The sequence below is a fragment of the Rhizomicrobium electricum genome (genome assembly GCF_011762045.1).
Taxonomy (GTDB): Bacteria; Pseudomonadota; Alphaproteobacteria; order Micropepsales; family Micropepsaceae; genus Rhizomicrobium; species Rhizomicrobium electricum.
In genome coordinates this window covers 15,885-37,741 of record NZ_JAASQS010000006.1, presented here as the reverse complement: position 1 = coordinate 37,741, position 21,857 = coordinate 15,885, and the positions used below count along the sequence as shown (strand labels likewise).

The window sequence follows — 21,857 nt, the reverse complement described above, 5'->3', positions numbered from 1 at the left end:
TTGCCTCGCAGTCAAGTGACGGAAAGACCATGGCAAAACCCAAGCGTGCCTTGTCCGAGGCCGAAATCCAGGCGCGTATTGCCGAAGCCGGCAAACGGGCGCTCGCCGAGGCCGAAGAACGGCGTCAGGCGGCCGATGCCAAACCGCCCTTGCCCAAGGAGCTGGGCGGACGCCGAGGCCCTGAGCCAACCCGTTATGGCGACTGGGAAAAAAAGGGCATTGCCTCGGACTTCTGAATCCCTTGTCAGAAGGGGTTCGAGGGTCCATGTAACAAATGTCCGCCCCAGCGAATTGGAACCAATCCATGTTTATTCAGACCGAATCCACTCCGAATCCGGCCACTTTGAAATTTCTGCCCGGCCGTGAGGTCATGGGCGAAGGGCGGGTTGCCGACTTCGACAGCCGCGACGCGGCCGCCCGTTCGCCTCTGGCGCGAGCTTTGTTCGACATGCCGCAAGTGGGGCGTGTGTTCTTCGGCGCCGATTTCATTTCGGTGACCAAGACCGATGGCGAGTGGCAACATCTGAAGCCCGGCATCCTGGCCGTGATCATGGAACACTTCACCCGCGAACTGCCGCTGATCGAGGTGGGCGCCGAGGAAACCGAAGCGGCCGAAGAGGAAGACTCCGAAGTCGTGGTTCAGATTCGCGACCTGATCGAGACGCGGGTGCGTCCGGCGGTGGCTCAGGACGGCGGCGACATCATCTATCGCGGCTTCGACGCGGCCAGCGGCGTGGTGTTCCTGCATATGCGCGGCTCCTGCGCCGGCTGCCCGTCGGCGACCATGACGCTGAAGAACGGCATCGAGAATCTGCTCAAGCACTACATTCCCGAAGTCAGCGCGGTCGAAGCGGTCTAGACTCCTGCTTCGCAATCGAGCCGGGACACACCATGGCGATCAACGACGAAGCCCTGGATACGATTTTTCGCGCCGCGCGCACCCATCGCCATTGGCTCGACAAGCCGGTGTCGTCGGCGTTGCTGATGGCGATCTACGATCTGATGCGCTGGGGACCGACCTCGGGCAACACCAATCCGGGGCGGATCGTGTTCGTCGTTTCGCCGGAAGCGAAAGAGCGCCTCAAACCGCATCTCGAGGCGGGCAATGTCGAAAAGACGATGACCGCCCCGGCCACCGCCATCCTCGGTTACGATCTCGATTTCGCCCGCCATATGCCGAAGCTCAATCCGCGTGCCAGCGCGTTCGACGATGCCGCCGCCAACCAGGTGACGGCGTTCCGCAACGGCTCGCTGCAAGGCGCCTATTTCATCATTGCGGCCCGCGCCCTCGGGCTCGATTGCGGCCCGATGTCGGGTTTCGACAATGCCGGCGTCGATCGTGAATTCTTCGCCGGAACCGCGGTGAAATCGAACTTCTTGTGCAATCTCGGCTACGGCGATCCGGCCAAACTCCATCCCCGTGCCGAGCGGCTCAGCTTTGACGAGGCGTGCCGGATTGTCTGATCGCATCCTCGCCGTCGATACCACTTTCGGGGCCTGTTCGGCTGCCGTGCTCGAAGGCGGGCGCGTGCTGGCGCATCGCTGCGAGATCATGCAGCGCGGTCATGCCGAAGCTTTGGCGCCGATGGTCGAAGCGGTGATGGCCGGGGCGGGACTCGCTTTCGCCGATCTCCACCGGCTTGCCGTCACCACCGGCCCCGGCTCGTTCACCGGCCAGCGTGTCGGGCTTGCGTTCATGCGGGGTTTGCGCGTCGCGCTCGACAAACCGTTGATCGGCGTCACCAGTCTGGCGGCGATGGCGGCGGCGGCACGGGCGGAAACCGGATGCGCGGTGGCCGCTGCGGTGCACGATGCCAAACGCGGCGAGGTCTATCTCGAAACCACCGCCGGCCATGCCGCCGCCGTGATGAGTGTCGCCGACGCGCAAGCGATCGTGGCGGCGTTTTCCTCGATGGCGCTCGCCGGCACCGGCGCCGCGCTGATGGCTTTGCCGCACGCGACGGTCACAAACATCCTGGCACCCGATGCGGTTTGGGTGGCGCGATTGGCTGGGATAGCGCCCGATACCGAGGCCGCGCCGCGCCCGCTCTATCTGCGTCCGCCCGATGCCAAACTGCCGGCGGCCGTGCGATGAGATTGCGAGACGCCAGCAGTGCCGACGCGCCGGCGCTCGCCGCCATTCACGCCCAATGCTTCAGTATGGAAGTCTGGGATGCGGCCGCGATCGCCGCGCTGCTGGCGACGCCCGGCACCTTCGTGCTGCTCGACGAAGACGCCGGCGGCTTCATCATGGTGCGGGCCGCAGGCGGAGAATCCGAGGTTCTGACCCTGGGTGTGAAGCCTGCGGCGCGACGACGCGGGATCGCAAAAGCGCTGGTTCTGAGCGCCTCTGAGCGTGCCGTCGAAGCCGGTGCCGCGGTCCTGTTTCTGGAAGTGAACGCAGCCAATAATGCCGCGATAGCATTGTATAAAGGCCTCGGCTTTGGCGAGGTCGGACGCCGCAAAGACTATTATCTCGCCCCACACGGCATGCGCGAAGATGCCCTAGTGCTTAGGGCGTCAATTCCACTGATGCGGGTGTGATTTTTGCTGCAACTCGGATAGAGTCGCACCTAGGTAGGGAGCAGGGGAAAGCTATGACGCGGATCGAAAAACTCTGCGTTGATAAGGGGCTGCGGATGACCGAGCAACGCCGGGTCATCGCGCGCGTGCTGTCGGACGCGGCGGATCATCCGGACGCCGAAGAGTTGTACCGGCGCGCCTCGGCGTTGGATCCGCACATCTCGATTGCAACCGTATATCGCACCGTCAAGTTGTTCGAGGATGCGGGGATTCTCGAACGCCACGACTTCCGGGACGGCCGTTCGCGCTACGAGGAAACCCCGGAATCGCATCACGATCACCTGATCGACGTGCAATCCGGCAGTGTCATCGAATTCCGCAACGAGGAAATCGAACGCCTTCAGCGTCGCATCGCCGAAGAACTCGGTTTCGAATTGGTCGATCACCGGCTAGAGCTTTACGGCGTTCCCAAGAAGCCCCGTTAAGCATGCCGACCCTTCGTGCGTTCACACTGGCCCTGGCGTTTTTCGCCCTGACGGTCCTGAGCGCCCCCGTACAATGGATTTCCATCCGCTTCGGCTGGAAGCTGCAGACACGCTATCCGCACGCCTACCATAAATTCCTCTGCCGCTTGTTCGGCATCCGCCTGCATGTGATCGGCGAGCCGGTCAAAGGCCGCGGCGTGCTGATGGTCGCCAACCATACCGGCTATTTCGACATTCTCATCATGTCGGCGGCCGCGCCGGTGTCGTTCGTCGCCAAGTCGGAAGTGGCGGGCTGGCCGCTGTTCGGGCTGATGGCCAAGTTGCAGCGTTCGGTGTTCGTCGATCGCTCGCGCCGCGCCGCGGCGGCGGATTCGGCCAAGGTGATCCGCGACCGCCTCAAAGCCGGCGATGCCCTGGTGCTGTTCCCGGAAGGCACGTCGACCGACGGCAACCATGTGCAGACCTTCAAGAGCGCGTTGATGGGCGCAGTCGAATCCGAGGTCGGGGTCGATGCCGAAGGCCACACCGAATACGTGCCGGTGCAGCCGGTGTCGATTTCCTATGTCGGCTTCCACGGCATTCCCCTCGGCCGGGAGAACCGGCCGTTCTTCGCTTGGTACGGCGATATGGATCTGATGCCCCATGTCTGGGAGGCCTTCAAAACCGGGCCGCTCGATGTGGTGGTGGAATTCCATGCCCCGCTCAAGGTCGGCCCCGGTTTCGGCCGTAAACAACTGGCGGGCGTGACGGAAAAGCTGGTCCGCGAGGGCCAGATGCGGGCGCTGCAAGGCAACTGGGGCGAGGAACCCCCGGCTTCCGCGGCGGCGGCCTGACCGTTCCTTGTTTTCCGGCGAGGCATCGAACATAACCGGCCCATGAAGCGGCTTTTCATCAAGACCTACGGTTGCCAGATGAACGTCTACGACTCCGCCCGCATGGCGGATTTGCTGGCGCCGCTGGGCTTTACCGCCACCGAAACGGCCGCCGACGCCGACATGGTGATCCTCAACACCTGCCACATCCGCGAGAAAGCCGCCGAGAAGGTCTATTCCGAGCTGGGCAAGCTGAAGCGGCTGAAAGAGGCGCGCGCCAAGGATGGCGGCCGCATGGTGATCGCCGTGGCGGGCTGCGTCGCCCAGGCCGAAGGCAAAGAGATCATCGCCCGCCAGCCGGCGGTCGATATCGTGGTCGGGCCGCAATCCTATCAGCGCCTGCCCGAGATGATCGCCAAGATCAGTCGCGGCACCGGTCACGCCCTCGAAACCGAATTCCCGGCCGAGGACAAATTCGACACCCTGCCGGCGCCGGCCGCGCACGGTGCGACCACCGCTTTTCTCACGGTGCAGGAAGGCTGCGACAAGTTTTGTACGTTCTGCGTCGTACCCTATACCCGCGGCGCCGAATTCTCGCGCCCGGTGGCGCAGATCCTCGCCGAAGCGAAAGGTCTCGCCGACAGCGGTGTGCGCGAAATCACGCTGCTCGGGCAGAACGTCAACGCCTATTGCGGCACCGGTCCCGACGGCAATGCTTGGTCGCTGGCAAAATTGATCGAAGCCTTGGCGAAGATCGATCGCCTGCAGCGCTTGCGCTTCGTCACGTCGCATCCGCGCGACATGAGCGAGGACTTGATCGCCGCCCATCGCGATATCCCGCAGTTGATGCCGTATCTGCATCTGCCGGTGCAGGCCGGGTCCGACACGATCCTCGCCGCGATGAACCGGGGCCATACCGCCGCCGATTATCTGAAGCTGGTGGACCGCATCCGCGCCGCCCGTCCCGATATCGCGCTGTCGGGTGATTTCATCGTCGGCTTTCCCGGCGAAACCGACGCCGATTTCAAGGCCACGCTCGATCTGGTGAAGCAGGTCGAATACGCCCAGGCCTATTCGTTCAAATACAGCCCCCGTCCCGGCACGCCCGCCGCCGCCATCGCGCGCCAGGTGCCCGAGGAGGTCAAGGAAGCCCGTCTCGCCGAATTGCAGGCGTTGCTGACGGCGCAGCAGAAGGCGTTCAACGCGTCGTGCGCAGGGCGTACCTTCCCGGTGCTGTTCGAGAATCCGGGGCGCAAAGCGGGGCAGGCGGTCGGCCGTTCGCCCTATCTGCAACCCGTTCATGTCGAAGACGCCTTGTCGTTGATCGGTTCGATCGTCGATGTGCGGATCGAGGCCGTGCTCTCCAACAGCCTGAAAGGCGTGCTCGTCTCTTCTCGCGAAAAGGCATTGGCCCATTGAGCGCAAAAAAACTGTCCAAGGTCACCTTGGAATTCCCCGACAACGCACTGCTGCTGGAATTGTCGGGTCCGCATCAGAAGCATTTCGTCCGCCTCGAACACAAACTGGCGGTGAAGATCGGCCAGCGCGGCAATATCGTCGCGATCGAAGGCGATGCCCGCGATAAGGCCGCTCATGTGCTGCGGGCGCTGTATGCCCGGCTGGAGGGCGGTGAAGCCGTCGGCGCGGCGGAAATCGATGCCGAGATCCGCTTCAGCGCCGATCACGACCGGGTCGTGTCGGGCCAGAGCGGCTCGCCCACCATCGCCACCTGGACTGGGCGTACCTTGCGGGCGCGCTCCGAAGCGCAGCTTGCCTATCTCGATCTGATGCGCACCCATCCTTTGGTGTTCGGCGTCGGCCCGGCCGGCACCGGCAAGACCTATCTCGCCGCCGCGTTCGGCGCCTATCTGTTGCACAAGCGGCAGGTGGAGCGGCTGATCCTGTCGCGTCCGGCCCTCGAAGCGGGCGAGCGGCTCGGCTTTCTGCCCGGCGATCTCAAGGAAAAGATCGATCCCTATCTGCGCCCGCTCTATGACGCGTTGTTCGACGTCATCGGCGAGCCGTGTCTGAAGCTGATGGAGCAGGGCGTGATCGAAGTGGCGCCGCTCGCGTTCATGCGCGGACGCACCCTGACGCGCGCCTTCGTCATTCTCGACGAAGCCCAGAACACCACGCCGATGCAAATGAAGATGTTTCTCACCCGTTTGGGCGAGGAATCGCGCATGGTGGTGACCGGCGATCCGTCGCAAAGCGACCTGCCGGGCGGCCGCGCCGAAGGCCTGATCCAGGCGCTCGACATCCTGGGCGGCATCGAAGGGGCGGGCGTGGCCCGGTTTTCCGAGCATGACGTGGTCCGGCACGCTCTCGTCACGCGCATCGTCGCCGCCTATAATGCCGCCGAAGAGGAGCGCGTCAAACCGCGCAAGAACCGCGATTGAGCCTTACGCTCGAAATCGAAGATGGACGCTGGCGCAGGACGCGCAGTCTTTCCGCCCGCCTGAAGAAAGCCGTCCGCGCCGCGCTCGCCGAAGCCGGGGCCGATGAGGCGGCCGATCTGACCGTGCTTTTGACCACCGACAAGCGGGTCCAGGCGCTCAACCGCGATTTTCGCAGCAAGGACAAGCCGACCAACGTGTTGTCGTTCCCCTCCGGCGGGAACGATTATCTCGGCGATATCGCCATGGCCTATGGCGTGACCGCCAAGGAAGCCAAGGCCGAAGGCAAGACGCTGCTCGATCACGCCACCCACCTTGCCGTCCATGGCGTATTGCATCTCGTCGGTTACGATCACGTCACGGCGCGCCAAGCCAAGGTGATGGAGCCGATGGAGACGCGTATCCTCGCAACCCTCGGCATAGCCGATCCCTACGAGACCCGATGACCAGCGCGGCCGACACCGACGACGACAAATCGCCTTCGCTGCTCAAGCGGCTGGCCCATCTGCTGCGCGGCGACGATGCGGCGGCGACGATGCGCGAGACCCTGGAAGAAGCCATCGAAGAGGCCGACCGGCAGAGCCCTGGTTTGTCGGATCAGGAACGCATCATGCTCGCCAATCTGCTCAAGTTCGGCGAGCTCCGGGTCAAGGACGTGATGGTGCCGCGCGCCGACATCGTGGCGGTGGAGGAATCGACGCCGCTCGCCGAGCTGATCATGCAGTTCCGCGAAGCGCAGCATTCGCGTCTGGTGGTCTATCGCGAAACCCTCGACGATCCGGTCGGCTTCGTCCACCTGAAGAGCGTCCTGCAGCAGATGGAGACCACCGAGAGCGGTTTTACCCTGCGCGAAGCGCCGATCTCGGCGATCAAGCACGACATCCTGTTCGCGCCGCCGTCGATGCCGGTGCTCGATCTGCTTCTGAAGATGCAGACGACCCACATTCATCTCGCGCTGGTGATCGACGAATACGGCGGCACCGACGGCCTCGTCTCGATCGAGGATGTGATCGAGGAAATCGTCGGCGACATTGCCGACGAGCATGACGAAGAACAGCCGGGCGCCCGTCAGTTGCCGTCGGGCGGGTTCGTCGCCGACGCGCGCATCGATCTCGAGGATTTCAAGACCGAGACCGGCATCGAATTTCCGCGCGACGAAGACAGCGATATCGACACGCTCGGCGGGCTGGTGGTGTCGCTGATCGGCCGGGTGCCGCAACGCGGCGAGATCGTCGCTCATCCCGACGGCGTCGAGTTCGAAGTGCTCGAAGCCGATCCGCGCCGCGTCAAACGCCTGTTGATCCGTCCGCCCAAAGAAAGATCGCCCGCGCATGCTTGAACGCTTGACGCCAGCACTGGCCGCGGCCGGTGATTTCGTGCGCGGTCTGAACGGCTGGCGCCGGCTCGGTTTTGCCTTCGCGGCCGGCCTGGTCTCGGCCTTGGGTTTTGCGCCGTTCAATGTCTTTCCCGCGTTGCTGCTCGGCTTTGCCGCCGTCGTTCTGATGATCGATGGCGCCGAACCGGCGCGGCGCATCCGCACCGGCGCGGCGGTCACCTGGGCCTTCGGTTTCGGCCAGTACGCGCTCGGCATGCACTGGATCGCCTATGCCTTCATGGTCGATCCGGTCGCCCACGCCTGGCAGATTCCGTTCGTCTTCGTTTTCTTCGCGGCGCTGGCGCTGTTTCAGCTCTGCGCCGGCGCGCTGGCAGCCCGTTTCTGGCGCGGCCGCGGCCGGCTGTTCGCGTTCGCGCTCAGCTATGGCGTCTTCGAATGGCTGCGCGGCCACATTTTTACGGGTTTTCCTTGGAATATCCCGGCATACGGCTGGGGCGCTTCGCTCGGCGTGTTGCAGTCGGCAGCGGTGTTCGGTGCTTATGGCCTGTCGCTGCTGACGGTGCTGTTCGGCGCCGCGCTGGCCGATCTTTTTGCGCCGCCGCCGCGCTGGAAGATCGCTGCCGCGCTCGCCGGCGTGTTCGCCGTGTTCTTTGTCGGCGGTGCGGTGCGGCTGGAGACGGCGGCGCAGACGGTGCCGGGCGTGAATTTGCGGCTGGTGCAGCCCAATGTACCCCAGGCGGAAAAGTATCTGCGCCGCTACAAAGCGCGGAACTGGCGCCGGTTGATCGAACTGTCCCGCGCGCCCGGCGATCCGACGCTCATCGTCTGGCCGGAAGCGGCGCCGCCGTTTGCCGGATTGGATGAACAGCCGCTGGCGCTCGAGCAGATCGCTGCGCTGACCGTGGGACGCCAAGGTCTCATCACCGGTGCCGTTCGCGTCGACTATCTGTCTGCGGACAAATACCGCTACTTCAACAGCCTGTTCGTGTTCGGCCGGGACGGCAAAGCGATTGCGACTTACGACAAGTACCATCTGGTGCCGTTCGGCGAGTATCTACCCTACGAAGAAACGCTGAACAGCCTCGGCCTTACCAAACTGACCGGAATCGACGGCAGCTTCACGCCGGGCGATGGGCCGAAGGCCTATGCGGTGCCGGGCGCCGGCACGTTGACACCATTGATATGCTACGAGATTTTGTTTCCCGGTGAAGTTGTGGGTGCGACGCGCCCGGATTGGTTTGTGAATATCACCGACGATTCCTGGTTCGGGCCTTGGGCTGGACCGCAGCAGCATCTTTTGGTCGCACGTGTGCGCGCGATCGAAGAAGGCCTGCCGGTGGCGCGCGCGGCGAACACAGGCATTTCCGCCATTATTGATCCCTTCGGGCGAATCACTCATCGGCTTGGACTGAACCAAACGGGCACTGTCGACGGTCCGCTTCCCGCAGCAATTGCGCCCACGCCCTATTCGCGTTTCGGCGACCTGTGGTTCGTGCTGCTGGTATGCGCAAACGTCGCTTTGACTTGGCTTTTTTCCAAGGGAAAATGATGCGTCGCTGCGTCGGGCAGTGAATTCGTCTTCCGGATGTGCTACCCGGCACATAGAAGTTCATCTCCAACCCTCAAGTCGAAGACCTTGCCAAAAAAACAAGCCAATCCGATCGACGGCCAAGTGGGTAATAGACTCCGCCTGCGTCGCATGATGATCGGTATGAGTCAGGAAAGGCTGGGCGAGTTGCTCGGCCTGACGTTCCAGCAGGTACAGAAGTACGAGAAAGGCGTGAACCGCATCGGTGCGGGCCGTCTTTTCGAGATCGCGCGCATTCTTGGCGTTCCGATCCAGTACTTCTACGAGAGCGTGACCGAACAGCTCGCCAGCGCACCGGGATTCGCCGAACGCGATTCTCAGCCCGTGCTCGAATTCGTTTCGAGCGGCGACGGTCTGCAGCTCTCGCTTGCGTACATGCGCATCAAGGATCCCAAGGTGCGTAAGCGCGTGCTCGATCTGGTCAAGAGCCTGGCCGAAGACAGCACGGAAAACGCGCAATAGCGCAGTTTTCCGATCGTCAACTGGCGAGCCAGCGGGCCGCCAGAGGTTTCAGTTTGATCCCCTCTTCCCGTCCAACGCGCACTGCATCCGTTTTCCCGCATCTGATGTGACGGTCCGCGAATGCGGTCGCAACGAAGTCGCTGCCGTCGGGCGCCAGCACTTCTCCTCTGAACGACAAATGGGTGCCGTCGAACGTGGCCAGTCCCGCGATCGGGGTTTTGCACGATCCGTCGAGCGCGGCCTGGAACGCCCGCTCGCACGAAAGCGCGACTGCGGTCGGTTCGTGATCGAGCGGCGCCACGGCTTCGGCCACGCGCGCATCGCCGTCGCGGATCTCGATGCCGACGGCGCCTTGTGCCAGCGACGGCAGCCATTCGTCCGTAGACAGAATTTCCGTCACGTGCCGCTCGAGCCCCAGGCGCTTGAGCCCCGCCAAGGCCAGCAGGATCGCCTCCATGCCGCCCTCGGCGAGTTTCTTGAGCCTGGTGTCGACATTGCCGCGCAGCAGGACGGGAACGAGGTCCGGCCGGGCGCGCCTCAGCTGCGCCGCCCGCCGCACCGAGCTGGTACCGACGCGCGCGCCCTTGGAAAGCGCTTTCAGCGACGGCGCCGCCGGCGAAATGAACACGTCGGCGGGATGCTCGCGTTCGAGAATGGCCGCCAGCGTGAGGCCGGGCGGCAGCGCCACCGGCACGTCCTTCATCGAGTGGACGGCGAGGTCGATGCGTCCGTCGAGAAGGGCTTCCTCCAGCTCCTTGGTGAACAGGCCCTTGCCGCCGGCATCGGCCAGTGGGCGGTCCTGAATACGGTCGCCGGTGGTCTTGATGAGGACGGTTTCGCAAGGGATACCGGCCGCCGCGAGCACATGGGCGACCATGTCGGCCTGGGCTGTGGCCAGCCGGGATCCTCGGGTTCCGATGCGAAGAGCGCTTTCCGCCATGGGCTTTTTCGATTACAGCCTTTTTTGGAATGTGAACAGGTTTTCGCGTGCGCACCCTAACCGTCCTGGGCCTGGAAACGAGCTGCGACGAGACCGCAGCGGCGGTGGTACGCGGGTTTCCGCCCGGCCCCGGCGAAATCCTGTCGGATGTGGTGTTCAGCCAGCTTGAGGAGCACCGCCCTTTCGGCGGCGTGGTGCCGGAGATTGCCGCGCGCGCGCATGTGGAATTGATCGACGGGATCGTCGCGCGGGCGCTGGACGAGGCCAAGCTGACGCTGGCGCAGATTGATGCCGTCGCGGCGACGGCCGGTCCCGGCCTGATAGGCGGCGTGATGGTCGGCCTGCTCACCGGCAAGGCTTTGGCGGTCGCCGCCGGAAAGCCGCTGGTCGCCGTCAACCATCTCGAAGGACACGGTTTTTCCGCGCGTCTCGCCACCGGCGTGGCGTTTCCCTATCTGTTGCTGCTGGTGTCCGGCGGTCACTGCCAGCTGCTCGGCGTCGAAGGACCAGGCCGTTTCCGGCTTTACGGCACCACCATCGACGATGCGGCCGGCGAGGCCTTCGACAAGACCGCCAAGCTGCTCAATCTGCCTTATCCCGGCGGTCCGCGGATTGAGATTCTGGCCCGCGAGGGCAATCCCGCCCGCTATGCCTTGCCGCGGCCGATGCGCGGGCGCGAAGGCGCCGATTTTTCCTTCTCGGGTCTTAAGACGGCCGTGCGTCAGTTGATCCAGAACAACGCGGTCGAGACCGTCGATGTCGCCGCCTCGTTCCAGGCCGCCGTGATCGATATTTTGATCGATCGCTCAGCCGCGGCGATGGCGATGTTCCGCCGCGATTTTCCGGAGACGGCCGAGCCGGCTTTTGTGGTCGGCGGCGGTGTCGCTGCCAATGGCGCCATCCGCGCGGCTCTTGCCGATCTCGCCGGTCAGGAGGGCTTCGGCTTCGCCGTGCCGCCGGTCAAACTTTGCACCGACAATGCCGCGATGATCGCCTGGGCAGGCATCGAGAATGCCGCGCTGGGCCGCTTCGATCCGCTCGACGCCCCCGCCCGCGCCCGCTGGCCGCTATCCCACGAGATGCCATGAAGATCGCCACCTGGAACATCAACTCGGTGCGTTTGCGTGAGCCGCTGGCTCTGCGCTTCTTGCGCGAGCACGCGCCCGACGTGCTGGCGCTGCAGGAAATCAAGTGCACCAACGATCAGTTTCCCGCCAAAGGTTTCGCCAAGGCCGGTTATGTGCATCAGGCGGTGAGCGGCCAGAAAGCCAATCACGGCGTCGCCGTCGTCTCGCGTCTGCCGATCAAGGACTTCAAGATCGACGCCTTCTGCCGCGAGAGTCATTGCCGGCATTTGCGGGTGCTGTTCGAGAACGGGCTGGAGCTGAACGATTTCTATGTGCCGGCCGGCGGCGACATTCCCGATCCGGCGCTCAATCCCAAATTCGATCACAAGCTCGATTTCCTCGCCCGTCTCGAAAAAGAGTTCAAGAAGCGCAAGGACGGCAAGGTGGCGCCGGTGGTTCTGCTCGGCGATCTCAACGTCGCCCCGCTCGAGAACGACGTCTGGAGTCACAAGCAGATGCTGCGCGTCGTCAGCCACACGCCGGTCGAGACCAAGCTGCTCGCTGCCGCGTATGCCGCCTACGACTGGGCCGACGTCACCCGCACTTTGGTGCCGCCGGACAAGAAGATCTATTCGTGGTGGAGCTATCGTGCCGCCGACTGGGAAGCCTCGGATCGCGGCCGCCGCCTCGATCACATCTGGGTCAGTCCGGCTTTGCGCGGCCAGATCAGGAGCCAGCAGATCGTCAAGAAGATGCGCGGCTGGGAGAAATGCTCCGACCACGTGCCGGTGATCGCGGAGATTGACTTCCCATGAAACTAGCTTTGCTTCGTCACGGTCCCACCGATTGGAACGCCGAAGGGCGCGTGCAAGGCACCGTCGACACGCCGCTCTCCGCAGCGGGCAAAGCCAAGATGAGCGCGCTCTTGCCGCCCGCCGGATTCGAAAATGCGGTGGTCTATTGCAGTCCCAAATTGCGCGCGCGCCAGACGGCGGCATGTCTGGGATTGAAGAACCTCCATCTCGATCCGCGTCTGGCCGAACAGAATTGGGGCGATTGGGAAGGTTTGACCCGTGCCGAAATGCTGGCGCGCGATGGCGCCGATGCGTTCGAGCGCTCCGGCCGCGGTTTGGCCTTCCGTCCGCCCAGCGGCGAATCCACCGCCGAATTGCAGGCGCGCCTTGCCGGCTTCTTCGCCGATGTGGCGGCGAAGGGCGACGACGTCATCGCCGTCTCCCATATGGGCGTGTTGCGTGCCGCCTATGTGCTCGCCACCGGCTGGGACATGTCGGCGCCGATGCCGGCCGAACTCGATTTGAAATGCGCACTGGTTCTGGCGCTTGCCCCCGACGGCACGCCGTCCATCGCCGGACTGAACGTGCCGCTTCGGGTGCGTTGATCTCAGAAGTGGTTTTTCTCGAACTTGATCGGGAACGAGATCGTGCCGGTCTTGCCGCCGATCGGCAGCGCATCGGCGACGCACAACGCGGCCTTGTCGAAGCCGTTGCTCGGCGTCGGGGCGTTGAGGACCTTGCAGCCGCTGACCTTGCCGTCTGCCGCCGTGCATTCCAGCGTCACGGTCGCGTCCTGAGTCGAGCGGGCGAACTTCGCCACGCAGCTATGAAACACTTCGGTAAGATCGCCTGCGCACACGGGCGCCGTCACCACCGCCGCAAACACGATCGCCGTCAAACCAAATTTCGAAACAGTCATTGCACCCACCATGTTGATCGCTACCGGTCTTGTTGCCGGACGCGCAAAGGCTACGGGGCTACGGCTTAATCGAAGGTTTCGGATACACATATTCGCACCGCGCATCGCACGCGCTGCGACGATGCGGCGCCGATTTGCGACGAAGCGATGACACGGCTTTGCGTGCCGTATCATCGCTTCGAAATGCATCGCACAAATTTCGTGCGGTCTGCTCAATATCGGATCGGACGCCGTGCAAAAAATAGCGGCGGCTGCGTTGTTTTTCAGCAGTCGCCGTTTTGTGGGGTCAGACGCGTCGGCGAAGACCGGCGAGACCAAGCCCCGTCAACAGCAACACCAGCGTTGCCGGTTCGGGCACGTCTGGACCGCCGTTGCCGCCGCCGCCTGGCGTTCCGTCCGGCAGCCTGATGAGCGTGATATCGTTGTTCACCGAACCGAAGCAGGCGCCGGAGAACGTGAAATCGCTGCTGATGACGCAGGCGGGATACTCGCCGTCATTGACGCTCCAAAAGCTGATGATGGTGTCAATGTTCGGACGCCCGGTTTTGTAGCCCACCGCGAAAGAATTCTTGTCCGCATCCATGACGAATATCCCCATCTTCTCGATGTTGCCGTAGATATCCACTATGAACCACGAGGACGAGAAATCGCTGGCCGACCACTCGGTGTCGCCGACTTTCATATGAAAGGCTTCCAGCGGAATGGTGACGCTGGTGCCGGGCGTCACCAGCGCGCTGTCGAGACTGAACGTTGCTTTGAAGGTCTCACCGTTCGGCGGTGTTGTGTAGGTCCCGAACAAGGGATCGCCGTTGGGCATCGGAATCCAGCCCGAATGTTCGGCGACCATATCGAGTTCGTAATTCAAGATCGTGGCATGCGCCGGCGCCGCGACGCCGAAGCCGATCAGGACTGCCGTGACGGCAGCCGCAAGAATATTGGAAAGATTCCGCACCAAAGCCTCCAGAGTTGTCGTGCAGGCGCTGTCAGCAAATCTGAGGCCAAGGTGCGAAATGTCGGTGGTTCAAACAGTTATTTGGAGCGGGAAGGGCGTTTGCCGTGCGGGTGTAAATCACACTGACAGCGGCGCCGTCAGCTTTCCCGTGCCGTCCAGAACGGCGGCGTCTCGCGGAACGCCTTCCATTGCTTGTGGGTGGTGCGCGCGAGGGCGTCGGCGCGCGCCTGATGAAAGCTTTGCAACAGACCGGCGGCGTGATTGAGATCGGCCTGCACGGCGGCGCGTCCGGCGTTGTCCGCCAACAGACGCTCCACCACGCCGCACACCTGCGCCACGTCGTTCAAATGACCGAGCAGGTCTTGCAGTTCTTTCAGCGGCGCCAGCCAATGCTTGGCCGTCTTCTTGGGATAGAGCGGCGCGAAAAACTCCGCCGTATAACGCAGTTTCTTGAGCGCGATGCGCAAGCGATGGCGTGCCGGCGGATCGAGATGCTGGAAACGGCGGCCGCGTTTCTTCGCCCGCCGCAAGGCATGCTCGAGAAGCGGTGGCGCCACGGTGGCGATGCTCGCGGTGTCGGGCCAGACGATCGCGCGCGCGGCGGCGGCGACGTCTTCGTCGAACGTGCGAAACTCCGGACTCGCAATCGCGGCGATGGCGGTGGTCCAGGCGTGCTCGTGCAGCTGCTCGGTCCGTTCCGCCAGAGGAGTAAAGCCGCGCCGCGATCCGAGCTCGTTCACTGCCGGCTGGAACAGTTCGGTCACGAACACGTCGAGATCGCGCGCCAGTCCGATCTCGTTGATGATCGCCTTGGCGCGAGCATCCAGTGCGCCAAGTCCGGGCAGATCGGTCAGCGTCAGCGCCGTGCGCAGCCGCCGCAATCCGACGCGAAGCTGATGCAGGCCTTCGCCGTCGCGGGCTTTGACCGCCACCGGCGCGTTGGCGTTCACCTGCGCCAGGGCTTCCAACAGGATGACGCGCAAGGCTTCGCCCGCCGACATCTCGGCATCGATCAACGGCGCTCGTGCCGAAACCGGCACCAGCAAGGCGCGCGGCCGTGCAGGCACGTTTCTCTTTCCGTAAAAACCCGTTTTCTCAGCTATTGCGCACCGGCACGCCGGCCGACGCAAGCGCGTTCTTGGCGTCGGCGATAGTGGCTTGACCGAAATGGAAAATCGACGCGGCCAGGACGGCATTGGCGCCGCCGTCGCGCACCCCTTCGACCAGATGCTGCAAGTTTCCGACCCCGCCCGAGGCGATCACCGGCACGGACACCGCATCCGAAATCGCGCGCGTCAAGGGAATATCGTAGCCGATCTTGGTGCCGTCGCGATCCATCGAGGTGAGAAGGATTTCGCCGGCGCCGTAGTCGACCAGCTTCATCGCATGCTTCACCGCATCGATGCCGGTCGCGTTGCGGCCGCCATGGGTATAGACCTCGAACGGCGGGCCGTTGTGATTGTGCTTGCCTTGCTTGGCATCGATCGCCGCGACGATGCACTGGCTGCCGAACTTCTCCGCCGCTTCGCGCACGAACTCGGGGCGGCGCACCGCTTCGGTGTTGATCGACACTTTGTCGGCGCCCGCCAGCAACAGGCTGCGGATATCGTCGAGCGTGCGCACGCCGCCGCCGACCGTCAGCGGCATGAAACAGACATCCGCCGTCCGCCGCACCACATCGAGCATGATGGCGCGCTTTTCGTTCGAGGCGGTGATGTCGAGGAAGCAGAGTTCGTCGGCGCCCATGCGGTCGTAGACCATGGCCTGTTCGACCGGATCGCCCGCATCGCGCAAATCGACGAAGTTGACGCCTTTGACGACGCGCCCGTCCTTCACGTCCAGACAGGGAATGATGCGGATTTTCAGCATGGCGGTCCCAGGCGAGGTACGGCTAGCGAATAGCGAAGTGGGGGGCCCGAGTCCAGTTTCACCCGGTCGCCCCCCAGGGACATTGCCGTCGTTAACGCCGGTCGCCGGATTGGACCCGCGCTTTCAGCGACATCTCGCCGATTCCGCCCGAGACGTTCAGGCCGGTATTGCCTTCGACGCTGACCGGTTGCAGCGCGATGGATTTATCGAGCCCGCCCACCAGCACGTTGGCGCCGACGCCGACGCCCACCGTGGCGCTGGCCGTGGCACCGGCGTATTCGCCTTCAAGCGCGCCGGATCGAATGTCCGAACTCGGCGCCACGACGTCCCAAACCAGCGTTCCCGCCGAGGTATAGCCGATATCGACGCCGAGCTTGGTGATGCTGCCCGTGTAGCGGTCCGGTCCGCCGTGTCGCGGCCGATAGGCGCAATCCATCTCCTTCGAAGAGCCGACCACGTAACCCCAGCCGCTGTGCACATGACAGGTGAGCATGCCGACCTTTACCCCATGGGGCGCCGCGGCAGCCGGATTGAACATCGTCAAGACGCCGAGAGAAGCGGCGCTTGCCAGCAAGAAGAGCTTTCTCATGAGGTCACCTCGTTCTGCTTGCTCCGCATTTAGCGCGAAGCAGGGCAGGAACGGCGCACGGCGCGCCGAAGTGCCGTGACAAGAAAAGCGCCCTGCCGGACCGCCGGGCTCCGACGCGATAAGCTGTTGGCAGATATGGGTATCCGGCGGCTGAGACGAGCGCCTGTGATATCGCTTGTCACCGCGCCGGAGCGGATTCCCCAGCGGCGGACGTCATCGTTTCCGCGCCATCGCTGCGACATTGAAGAGCGCCCGCCCGAGCGCGGCTTCGGCCGGAATGGCGGTGGTCTTGCACATCGCTTCGGCTTCGAGGAGCAGATCGAGCGCATCGCCGAGGCGGGTTTCGTTCCATTTCTGGAGCTGCACCTTGAACGCGTTGACGCGGGAGAAATGCAGCGGCGGGCGGAGTTTCTTGATGGCGAACTCGACATTGTCGCCGCGCGCCACATCGGTCGCCACCCCGAGCAGTTTCTGGAAATGACCGAGCGCCGGACGCACCACCGCGATGGGCGAGATGTCGGACGCCCACAACCGCTCCAGCGCCAGATCGAGTTTCTTGAGATCGCCAAGTCCGGCGGCATCGCAGGCTTCTTCCACCCGCGCTTCGGCTTCGTCGCCCATGGCGGCGCGCACGTCGTCGAGGCCGACTTCTTTCTGGCCGCGGCAATAGAGCGCCAGTTTTTCGATTTCGCGCCGGGTCACGCCGCGGTCGGAGCCCAGCCGCGACACCGCATCGGCCAGTGCGTCGCCCGAGATCGAAAACCCTTCGGCCCGCAGGGCGTCGCGCACCACGTCCGGCAGATCCTTGGCGCTGTCGGGATAGCAGGCGATGGCGGCAGCGTTGTCGGCTTCTTCGAATAGCTTGCGCAGCGCCGAGCCTTTGGCGAGATCGCCGGCCTCGACCACGACCAGCGCTTCGCCCTTGGGATCGTCGAGGAAGGTCTCGAACACTTTGGCGAGGCCGTTGGTGGCGCCGCGCACCCTGACCACACGCCGCCCGCCCAGCATCGAGATCGCCGCCGCTTCGTCGGCGAGCCGCGCCGGATCGGCCGACAGCGCCGCTTCATCGAGATCGGATACCCGGAACGGGTCCGTGAGATCGTCGACCACGGTTTTGAGCAGCGTTTCGGCCCGCTCGCGCGCCAGCCCCGCATCCGGTCCGAACACCAGCGCCGCGATGATCGCCTTGGGCGGATTTTTCGCGAACCGGTCGGCTTCGTTGGATTTGATGACGGTCATGAGGCCACCTTTTCTGCCCCCGCGGGCGACGCGATTGCGCCGCTGGCACTAAGAACGCGGGGGAAGTCCGCGCCCAGCGCGGAAAGGGGGCTCACGCCGTCATAAGCCCCCTTCGGCGCTTCGCGCCACTTCCCCCACGCTCTGAGTGCAGGCGAGAAGCGCATTGCGCGCGTGGGGGCAGAAAGAAGATTCACTTCTTCGCCTGCTGGGCAAACCACACCGCCAGCGCGATGCGGATGCGGTCGGCGATGTCTTCGGCGGCGCGGCGGTCGGCGTCCTGCTGCACGGCGAGCGTCGCATAGGGCGAGTTCAGCACGTTGTAGGCCGACAATCCGGTTTCGACGCCCTTGGTCACCACCGCGCCCGAGCGCGCGTCACTGAGTTCGTAATCGACCGTCAGGGTGTCGTTGTAGCGGGTGATGGCGGTCTGGGTGATGCCGCCCGAAGTGGTCTGGCTCTGCACGCCGATGGCTTCGCTCTTGGTGGTGAGCGTGAGCTTCAGGGCGTAGCGCGCGCCGCCCGGCTGGCCGCGGCCGTCGAGCACGTCGATCATCCGGTTACGCAGCTGATAGCCGAGCCGCTCCGGCACCGGCTCGACATAGATCGAGCGCAGCGTCGCCTGCATCGAGCCGCCCGGCGTATCGGGCACCGCATAGAGCGGACGGAAGCCGCAGCCGCTGAGCAACAATCCGAGGAGGACGACGGCTGCGTATTTCATCCTTACACCACGATGTTGACGATGCGGTTGGGGACCACGATCACCTTTTTCGGCGCCTTGCCGTCCATCGCCTTGACCACGGTGTCGAGGGCGAGCGCCATTTTCTCGGCGTCGGCCTTGTCGGCATTGGGGGCGATTTCGATGGTGCCGCGCAGCTTGCCGTTGACCTGCACCGCCATTTTCACGGTGTTGAGCGCGGTCAGTTCGGGAACCGCCTTCGGCCATTCGGCGGTGGCGAGGAAGGGCTTGTGCCCCAACGCTTCCCAGGCGCTTTCGGCCAGATGCGGCATCATCGGTCCGATCAGTTTGACCAGGGTCTCCAAAGCCTCGCGGCGTTCGGCCCCCGGCGCATTCGGAGCGGCACTTATAGCATTGGTCAGGGTGTAAATCTGCGCCACCGCGCGGTTGAAGCGCAGGGCGGCGAGATCGTCGGTGACCGCCGCGATGGTGCGGTGGACCGCCCGGCGCAGATCGGATGCGCCTTCAACCGGCGTACCGGCCGGCGGCAGGCCTTCGGTCTCGGTCACCAGGCGCCAGACGCGCTGGACGAACTTCCAGCAGGCATCGGCGCCTTCGTCGGTCCATTCGATATCGCGTTCCGGCGGGGTGTCCGACAGCATGAACCAGCGGATGGTATCGGCGCCGAAGATGTCGATGATGGTTTCGGGCGCCACCACGTTCTTCTTCGATTTCGACATCTTCTCGGACGGGCCGACGGTAACCGGCTCGCCGCTGCCCTTGATGAAGCAGCCGCCGTCGCGCTTCTCGATCTGATCGGGCGACAGCCAGGCCCCGGCCGGGTCCTTGTAGGTCTCGTGGCAGACCATGCCCTGGGTGAACAGGCCGGCGAACGGCTCGTCGATCTTGACGTAACCGGCCTTCTTCATGGCGCGCAGGAAGAAGCGGGCATAGAGCAGATGCAGGATCGCGTGCTCGATGCCGCCGATATACTGATCGACCGGCAGCCAGTAATCGACCGCATCCTTATTGACCGGTCCCGGCGCCTTGGTGTCGGTGAAGCGGGCGTAATACCAGGAGGAGTCGACGAAGGTGTCGAGGGTGTCGGTATCGCGCAGGGCTTCGCCGCCGCAGCACGGGCATTTGACGTGCTTCCAGGTCGGATGGGCGTCGAGCGGATTGCCTTTGACGTTGAACTTCAGATCCTCGGGTACTTTCACCGGCAACTGATCTTCCGGCACCGGCACCACGCCGCATTTGGCGCAATGGATCATCGGGATCGGGCAGCCCCACGGGCGCTGACGGCTGACCAGCCAGTCGCGCAAGCGGTATTGCACCGTGCGATTGGCGATGCCGCGGCCTTCCAGCATGGCGGCGACCTTGTCCTTGGCGGCGTCGACGTCCATGCCGTCGAGGAACTGGGAGTTCGCCAGCTTGCCGGGGCCGACATAGGCCTCGTTGCCGACGTCGAACGTCTTCGGGTCGGCGCCTTCGGGAATGACGACCGCCTGGACCCTGAGATTGTATTTGCGGGCGAAATCGAGGTCGCGCTGGTCATGCGCCGGGCAGCCGAAAATGGCGCCGGTGCCGTAGCCCATCAAGACGAAGTTGGCGACATAGACCGGCAGCTTCCAGGTCGGATCGAACGGATGGGTGACGGTGAGGCCGGTGTCGAAGCCGAGCTTCTCGGCCTTTTCGATTGTCTCTTCCGCCGTGCCCATGCGCCGGCATTCGGCCTGGAACGCGGCCAGCTTGGGATTGTTCTTGGCGAGTTCGACGGTCAGCGGATGATCGGCCGACAGTGCCACGAACGAGGCACCGAACAGCGTGTCGGGCCGCGTCGTGAAGACTTCCAACTGGCCGCCACTCGACAGATCGAACTTGAACTTCAAGCCTTCGGAGCGGCCGATCCAGTTCTTCTGCATCAGCCGGACTTTTTCCGGCCAGCGTTCCAGTCCGTCGAGGGCCGACAGAAGTTCGTCGGAATAGGCGGTGATCTTGAGGAACCATTGCGACAGCTTTTTGCGCTCGACCAGGGCGCCCGAGCGCCAGCCGCGGCCGTCGATCACCTGCTCGTTGGCGAGCACGGTCATGTCGACCGGGTCCCAGTTCACGTCGGCTTCCGAGCGGTAGACGAGGTTCTCGCGATAGAAATCGAGGAACAGCTTCTGCTGGCGCGAGAAGTATTCGACATCGCAGGTCGCGAACTCGCGGCTCCAATCGAGGCTGAGGCCCATCAGCTTCAGCTGCTCTTTCATGTTGGCGATGTTGTCGTAGGTCCAGTCGCGCGGATTGACGTGCTTCTCGCGGGCGGCGTTTTCCGCCGGCAGGCCGAAGGCGTCCCAGCCCATCGGATGCAGGACGTTGAAGCCCTGGGCGCGTTTGAAGCGGGCGAGCACGTCGCCCATGGTGTAGTTGCGGACGTGACCGATATGGATGCGCCCCGACGGGTAGGGGAACATCTCGAGGACGTAGCACTTCGGCTTGTCGTGGTTTTCCGGCGTCAAGAAGACCGACGCTTCGTTCCAGGCCTGTTGCCAGCGCTTTTCGGATTCTTTTGCGTTATAGCGCGCCATATCAGTCGGTACCTTTCCAAAACACGGCCGGAAAAGGACTGCGGCCGCGCGACGTCCTTTTGCGGCAAACGGGCCGCATTTTCCAGTATTTCAGAAGGGAACGGTGGCGCAGGCTTACTGCTTGGTCGCCAGGCGCAGCTCGCGGGCCCGCGTCAGGATGGCGTCCGTCAGCTTCACCGCGGTCTCCGGGTTGACCGCCACGTCGGCCCAGCCCTCGTTGGACTTGGTCTGACGGAAGACGGCGACCTTGAGGCCGTCGGCCCTGAGGCGGCGGTCGAGAATGTAGACCGTGATCTTGACGCGCTCGTTGGGGGTCTGCGGCGAACTGTACCAGTCGGAGATGATGACGCCGCCGAACGGATCTTCGGACTGCAGCGGCAAGAACGACAGGGTGTCGAGGGTGGCGTGCCACAAGTAGGAATTGACACCTAAAATGCGTTGACCGCTCTCACTGGAGATGGCAGTCGTGCCGCTATCGGTATCCTGGATGTACTGCTTGTCGTCGGACGAACCGCAGCCGGCCAACAGAAGGGCGCAGGCTCCAAGGATAAAGGCTCGCATCAGGCAAACTCCGTGTCGAGGGCTCGGCTTATAAAGGCGAGGGTGCCGCGGCGCAACGTGGCCGTCTATGGCT

At 64.0% G+C, this 21,857-nt stretch carries 26 protein-coding genes; 16 read left to right on the top strand and 10 right to left on the bottom strand.

Annotated elements, in window-relative coordinates; all coding sequences use genetic code 11:
• The first annotated feature begins 29 nt into the window (after positions 1-29).
• The 13 genes from FHS84_RS12640 (at position 30) to FHS84_RS12580 (ending at position 9,602) form a co-directional block, all read left to right on the top strand.
• A complete protein-coding gene (locus FHS84_RS12640; protein ID WP_166934794.1) occupies positions 30-236 on the top strand; it encodes a DUF1674 domain-containing protein in 207 nt (68 codons plus the stop codon).
• Positions 237-304: 68 nt separating this feature from the next.
• Complete coding sequence (locus tag FHS84_RS12635) at positions 305-859, top strand: NifU family protein (RefSeq protein WP_166934792.1); 555 nt, start codon at positions 305-307, stop codon at positions 857-859.
• Positions 860-891: 32 nt separating this feature from the next.
• Positions 892-1,464 carry a malonic semialdehyde reductase gene (locus tag FHS84_RS12630; protein WP_166934790.1) on the top strand — a complete coding sequence of 191 codons (573 nt, stop codon included), beginning with the start codon at positions 892-894 and terminating at the stop codon, positions 1,462-1,464.
• Positions 1,457-2,095 (top strand): tRNA (adenosine(37)-N6)-threonylcarbamoyltransferase complex dimerization subunit type 1 TsaB, encoded by a 639-nt coding sequence (tsaB, locus tag FHS84_RS12625; protein ID WP_208393845.1) that lies wholly within the window; start codon positions 1,457-1,459, stop codon positions 2,093-2,095. The genes FHS84_RS12630 and tsaB overlap by 8 nt, the downstream gene beginning before the upstream one ends.
• Complete coding sequence (locus tag FHS84_RS12620; protein ID WP_166934788.1) at positions 2,092-2,544, top strand: GNAT family N-acetyltransferase; 453 nt, start codon at positions 2,092-2,094, stop codon at positions 2,542-2,544. The genes tsaB and FHS84_RS12620 overlap by 4 nt, the downstream gene beginning before the upstream one ends.
• A gap of 53 nt (positions 2,545-2,597) precedes the next feature.
• Entirely contained in the window at positions 2,598-3,008 is a 411-nt protein-coding gene (locus FHS84_RS12615) for a Fur family transcriptional regulator (protein ID WP_166934786.1), read from the top strand.
• A gap of 2 nt (positions 3,009-3,010) precedes the next feature.
• Positions 3,011-3,841 (top strand): lysophospholipid acyltransferase family protein, encoded by an 831-nt coding sequence (locus tag FHS84_RS12610; RefSeq protein ID WP_166934784.1) that lies wholly within the window; start codon positions 3,011-3,013, stop codon positions 3,839-3,841.
• A 42-nt stretch (positions 3,842-3,883) separates the two neighbouring features.
• Complete coding sequence (gene miaB / locus FHS84_RS12605; RefSeq protein ID WP_166934783.1) at positions 3,884-5,239, top strand: tRNA (N6-isopentenyl adenosine(37)-C2)-methylthiotransferase MiaB; 1,356 nt, start codon at positions 3,884-3,886, stop codon at positions 5,237-5,239.
• On the top strand, positions 5,236-6,219 hold the full coding sequence (locus tag FHS84_RS21890) for a PhoH family protein (RefSeq protein WP_243851007.1): 984 nt from the start codon (positions 5,236-5,238) through the stop codon (positions 6,217-6,219). Before miaB ends, FHS84_RS21890 begins: the two co-directional genes overlap by 4 nt.
• Positions 6,216-6,662 carry an rRNA maturation RNase YbeY gene (gene ybeY / locus FHS84_RS12595; protein ID WP_166934782.1) on the top strand — a complete coding sequence of 149 codons (447 nt, stop codon included), beginning with the start codon at positions 6,216-6,218 and terminating at the stop codon, positions 6,660-6,662. The genes FHS84_RS21890 and ybeY overlap by 4 nt, the downstream gene beginning before the upstream one ends.
• Positions 6,659-7,555: a hemolysin family protein gene (locus FHS84_RS12590; protein WP_208393844.1), complete on the top strand. Its 897-nt coding sequence runs from the start codon at positions 6,659-6,661 to the stop codon at positions 7,553-7,555. The genes ybeY and FHS84_RS12590 overlap by 4 nt, the downstream gene beginning before the upstream one ends.
• On the top strand, positions 7,548-9,101 hold the full coding sequence (gene lnt, locus FHS84_RS12585) for an apolipoprotein N-acyltransferase (RefSeq protein WP_166934780.1): 1,554 nt from the start codon (positions 7,548-7,550) through the stop codon (positions 9,099-9,101). Before FHS84_RS12590 ends, lnt begins: the two co-directional genes overlap by 8 nt.
• A gap of 36 nt (positions 9,102-9,137) precedes the next feature.
• Positions 9,138-9,602, top strand: coding sequence for a helix-turn-helix domain-containing protein (locus tag FHS84_RS12580; RefSeq protein WP_166934778.1), 465 nt, complete (start codon positions 9,138-9,140; stop codon positions 9,600-9,602).
• Positions 9,603-9,618: 16 nt separating this feature from the next.
• On the opposite strand, the gene hemC is transcribed toward FHS84_RS12580, so the two are convergent.
• A complete protein-coding gene (hemC, locus tag FHS84_RS12575) occupies positions 9,619-10,542 on the bottom strand; it encodes a hydroxymethylbilane synthase (RefSeq protein ID WP_166934776.1) in 924 nt (307 codons plus the stop codon).
• 47 nt (positions 10,543-10,589) lie between these two features.
• On the opposite strand from hemC, the gene tsaD reads away from it, so the two are divergent.
• Genes tsaD through FHS84_RS12560 form a run of 3 tightly spaced genes read left to right on the top strand, consistent with a single transcriptional unit; the run spans position 10,590 to position 13,008 of the window.
• Positions 10,590-11,630 (top strand): tRNA (adenosine(37)-N6)-threonylcarbamoyltransferase complex transferase subunit TsaD, encoded by a 1,041-nt coding sequence (gene tsaD, locus FHS84_RS12570; RefSeq protein ID WP_166934774.1) that lies wholly within the window; start codon positions 10,590-10,592, stop codon positions 11,628-11,630.
• On the top strand, positions 11,627-12,424 hold the full coding sequence (locus FHS84_RS12565; protein WP_166934772.1) for an exodeoxyribonuclease III: 798 nt from the start codon (positions 11,627-11,629) through the stop codon (positions 12,422-12,424). Before tsaD ends, FHS84_RS12565 begins: the two co-directional genes overlap by 4 nt.
• Positions 12,421-13,008, top strand: a complete 588-nt coding sequence (locus FHS84_RS12560) for a histidine phosphatase family protein (RefSeq protein ID WP_166934770.1) — start codon at positions 12,421-12,423, stop codon at positions 13,006-13,008. Before FHS84_RS12565 ends, FHS84_RS12560 begins: the two co-directional genes overlap by 4 nt.
• A gap of 2 nt (positions 13,009-13,010) precedes the next feature.
• Here the strand turns inward: FHS84_RS12560 and FHS84_RS12555 are convergent, their stop codons facing one another.
• The 9 genes from FHS84_RS12555 to FHS84_RS12515 all read right to left on the bottom strand — a co-directional run bounded on the left by FHS84_RS12555 (position 13,011) and on the right by FHS84_RS12515 (position 21,784).
• Positions 13,011-13,322 carry a hypothetical protein gene (locus FHS84_RS12555; RefSeq protein ID WP_166934768.1) on the bottom strand — a complete coding sequence of 104 codons (312 nt, stop codon included), beginning with the start codon at positions 13,320-13,322 and terminating at the stop codon, positions 13,011-13,013.
• Between the two features lie 286 nt (positions 13,323-13,608).
• Entirely contained in the window at positions 13,609-14,274 is a 666-nt protein-coding gene (locus FHS84_RS22250; protein ID WP_166934766.1) for a PEP-CTERM sorting domain-containing protein, read from the bottom strand.
• 137 nt (positions 14,275-14,411) lie between these two features.
• Positions 14,412-15,341, bottom strand: a complete 930-nt coding sequence (locus FHS84_RS12545) for a CHAD domain-containing protein (protein WP_166934764.1) — start codon at positions 15,339-15,341, stop codon at positions 14,412-14,414.
• Positions 15,342-15,369: 28 nt separating this feature from the next.
• Entirely contained in the window at positions 15,370-16,143 is a 774-nt protein-coding gene (gene hisF / locus FHS84_RS12540) for an imidazole glycerol phosphate synthase subunit HisF (protein ID WP_166934762.1), read from the bottom strand.
• Positions 16,144-16,234: 91 nt separating this feature from the next.
• The gene (locus FHS84_RS12535) at positions 16,235-16,732 is read right to left on the bottom strand and encodes a DUF992 domain-containing protein (RefSeq protein ID WP_166934760.1); all 498 of its coding nucleotides are present in this window, start codon (positions 16,730-16,732) and stop codon (positions 16,235-16,237) included.
• A 213-nt stretch (positions 16,733-16,945) separates the two neighbouring features.
• Entirely contained in the window at positions 16,946-17,971 is a 1,026-nt protein-coding gene (holA, locus tag FHS84_RS12530) for a DNA polymerase III subunit delta (protein ID WP_166934758.1), read from the bottom strand.
• 190 nt (positions 17,972-18,161) lie between these two features.
• The gene (gene lptE / locus FHS84_RS12525; protein WP_166934756.1) at positions 18,162-18,689 is read right to left on the bottom strand and encodes an LPS assembly lipoprotein LptE; all 528 of its coding nucleotides are present in this window, start codon (positions 18,687-18,689) and stop codon (positions 18,162-18,164) included.
• A gap of 2 nt (positions 18,690-18,691) precedes the next feature.
• Entirely contained in the window at positions 18,692-21,223 is a 2,532-nt protein-coding gene (gene leuS, locus FHS84_RS12520) for a leucine--tRNA ligase (protein ID WP_166934754.1), read from the bottom strand.
• A gap of 114 nt (positions 21,224-21,337) precedes the next feature.
• Complete coding sequence (locus FHS84_RS12515) at positions 21,338-21,784, bottom strand: DUF3576 domain-containing protein (RefSeq protein ID WP_166934752.1); 447 nt, start codon at positions 21,782-21,784, stop codon at positions 21,338-21,340.
• Positions 21,785-21,857 lie beyond the last annotated feature (73 nt).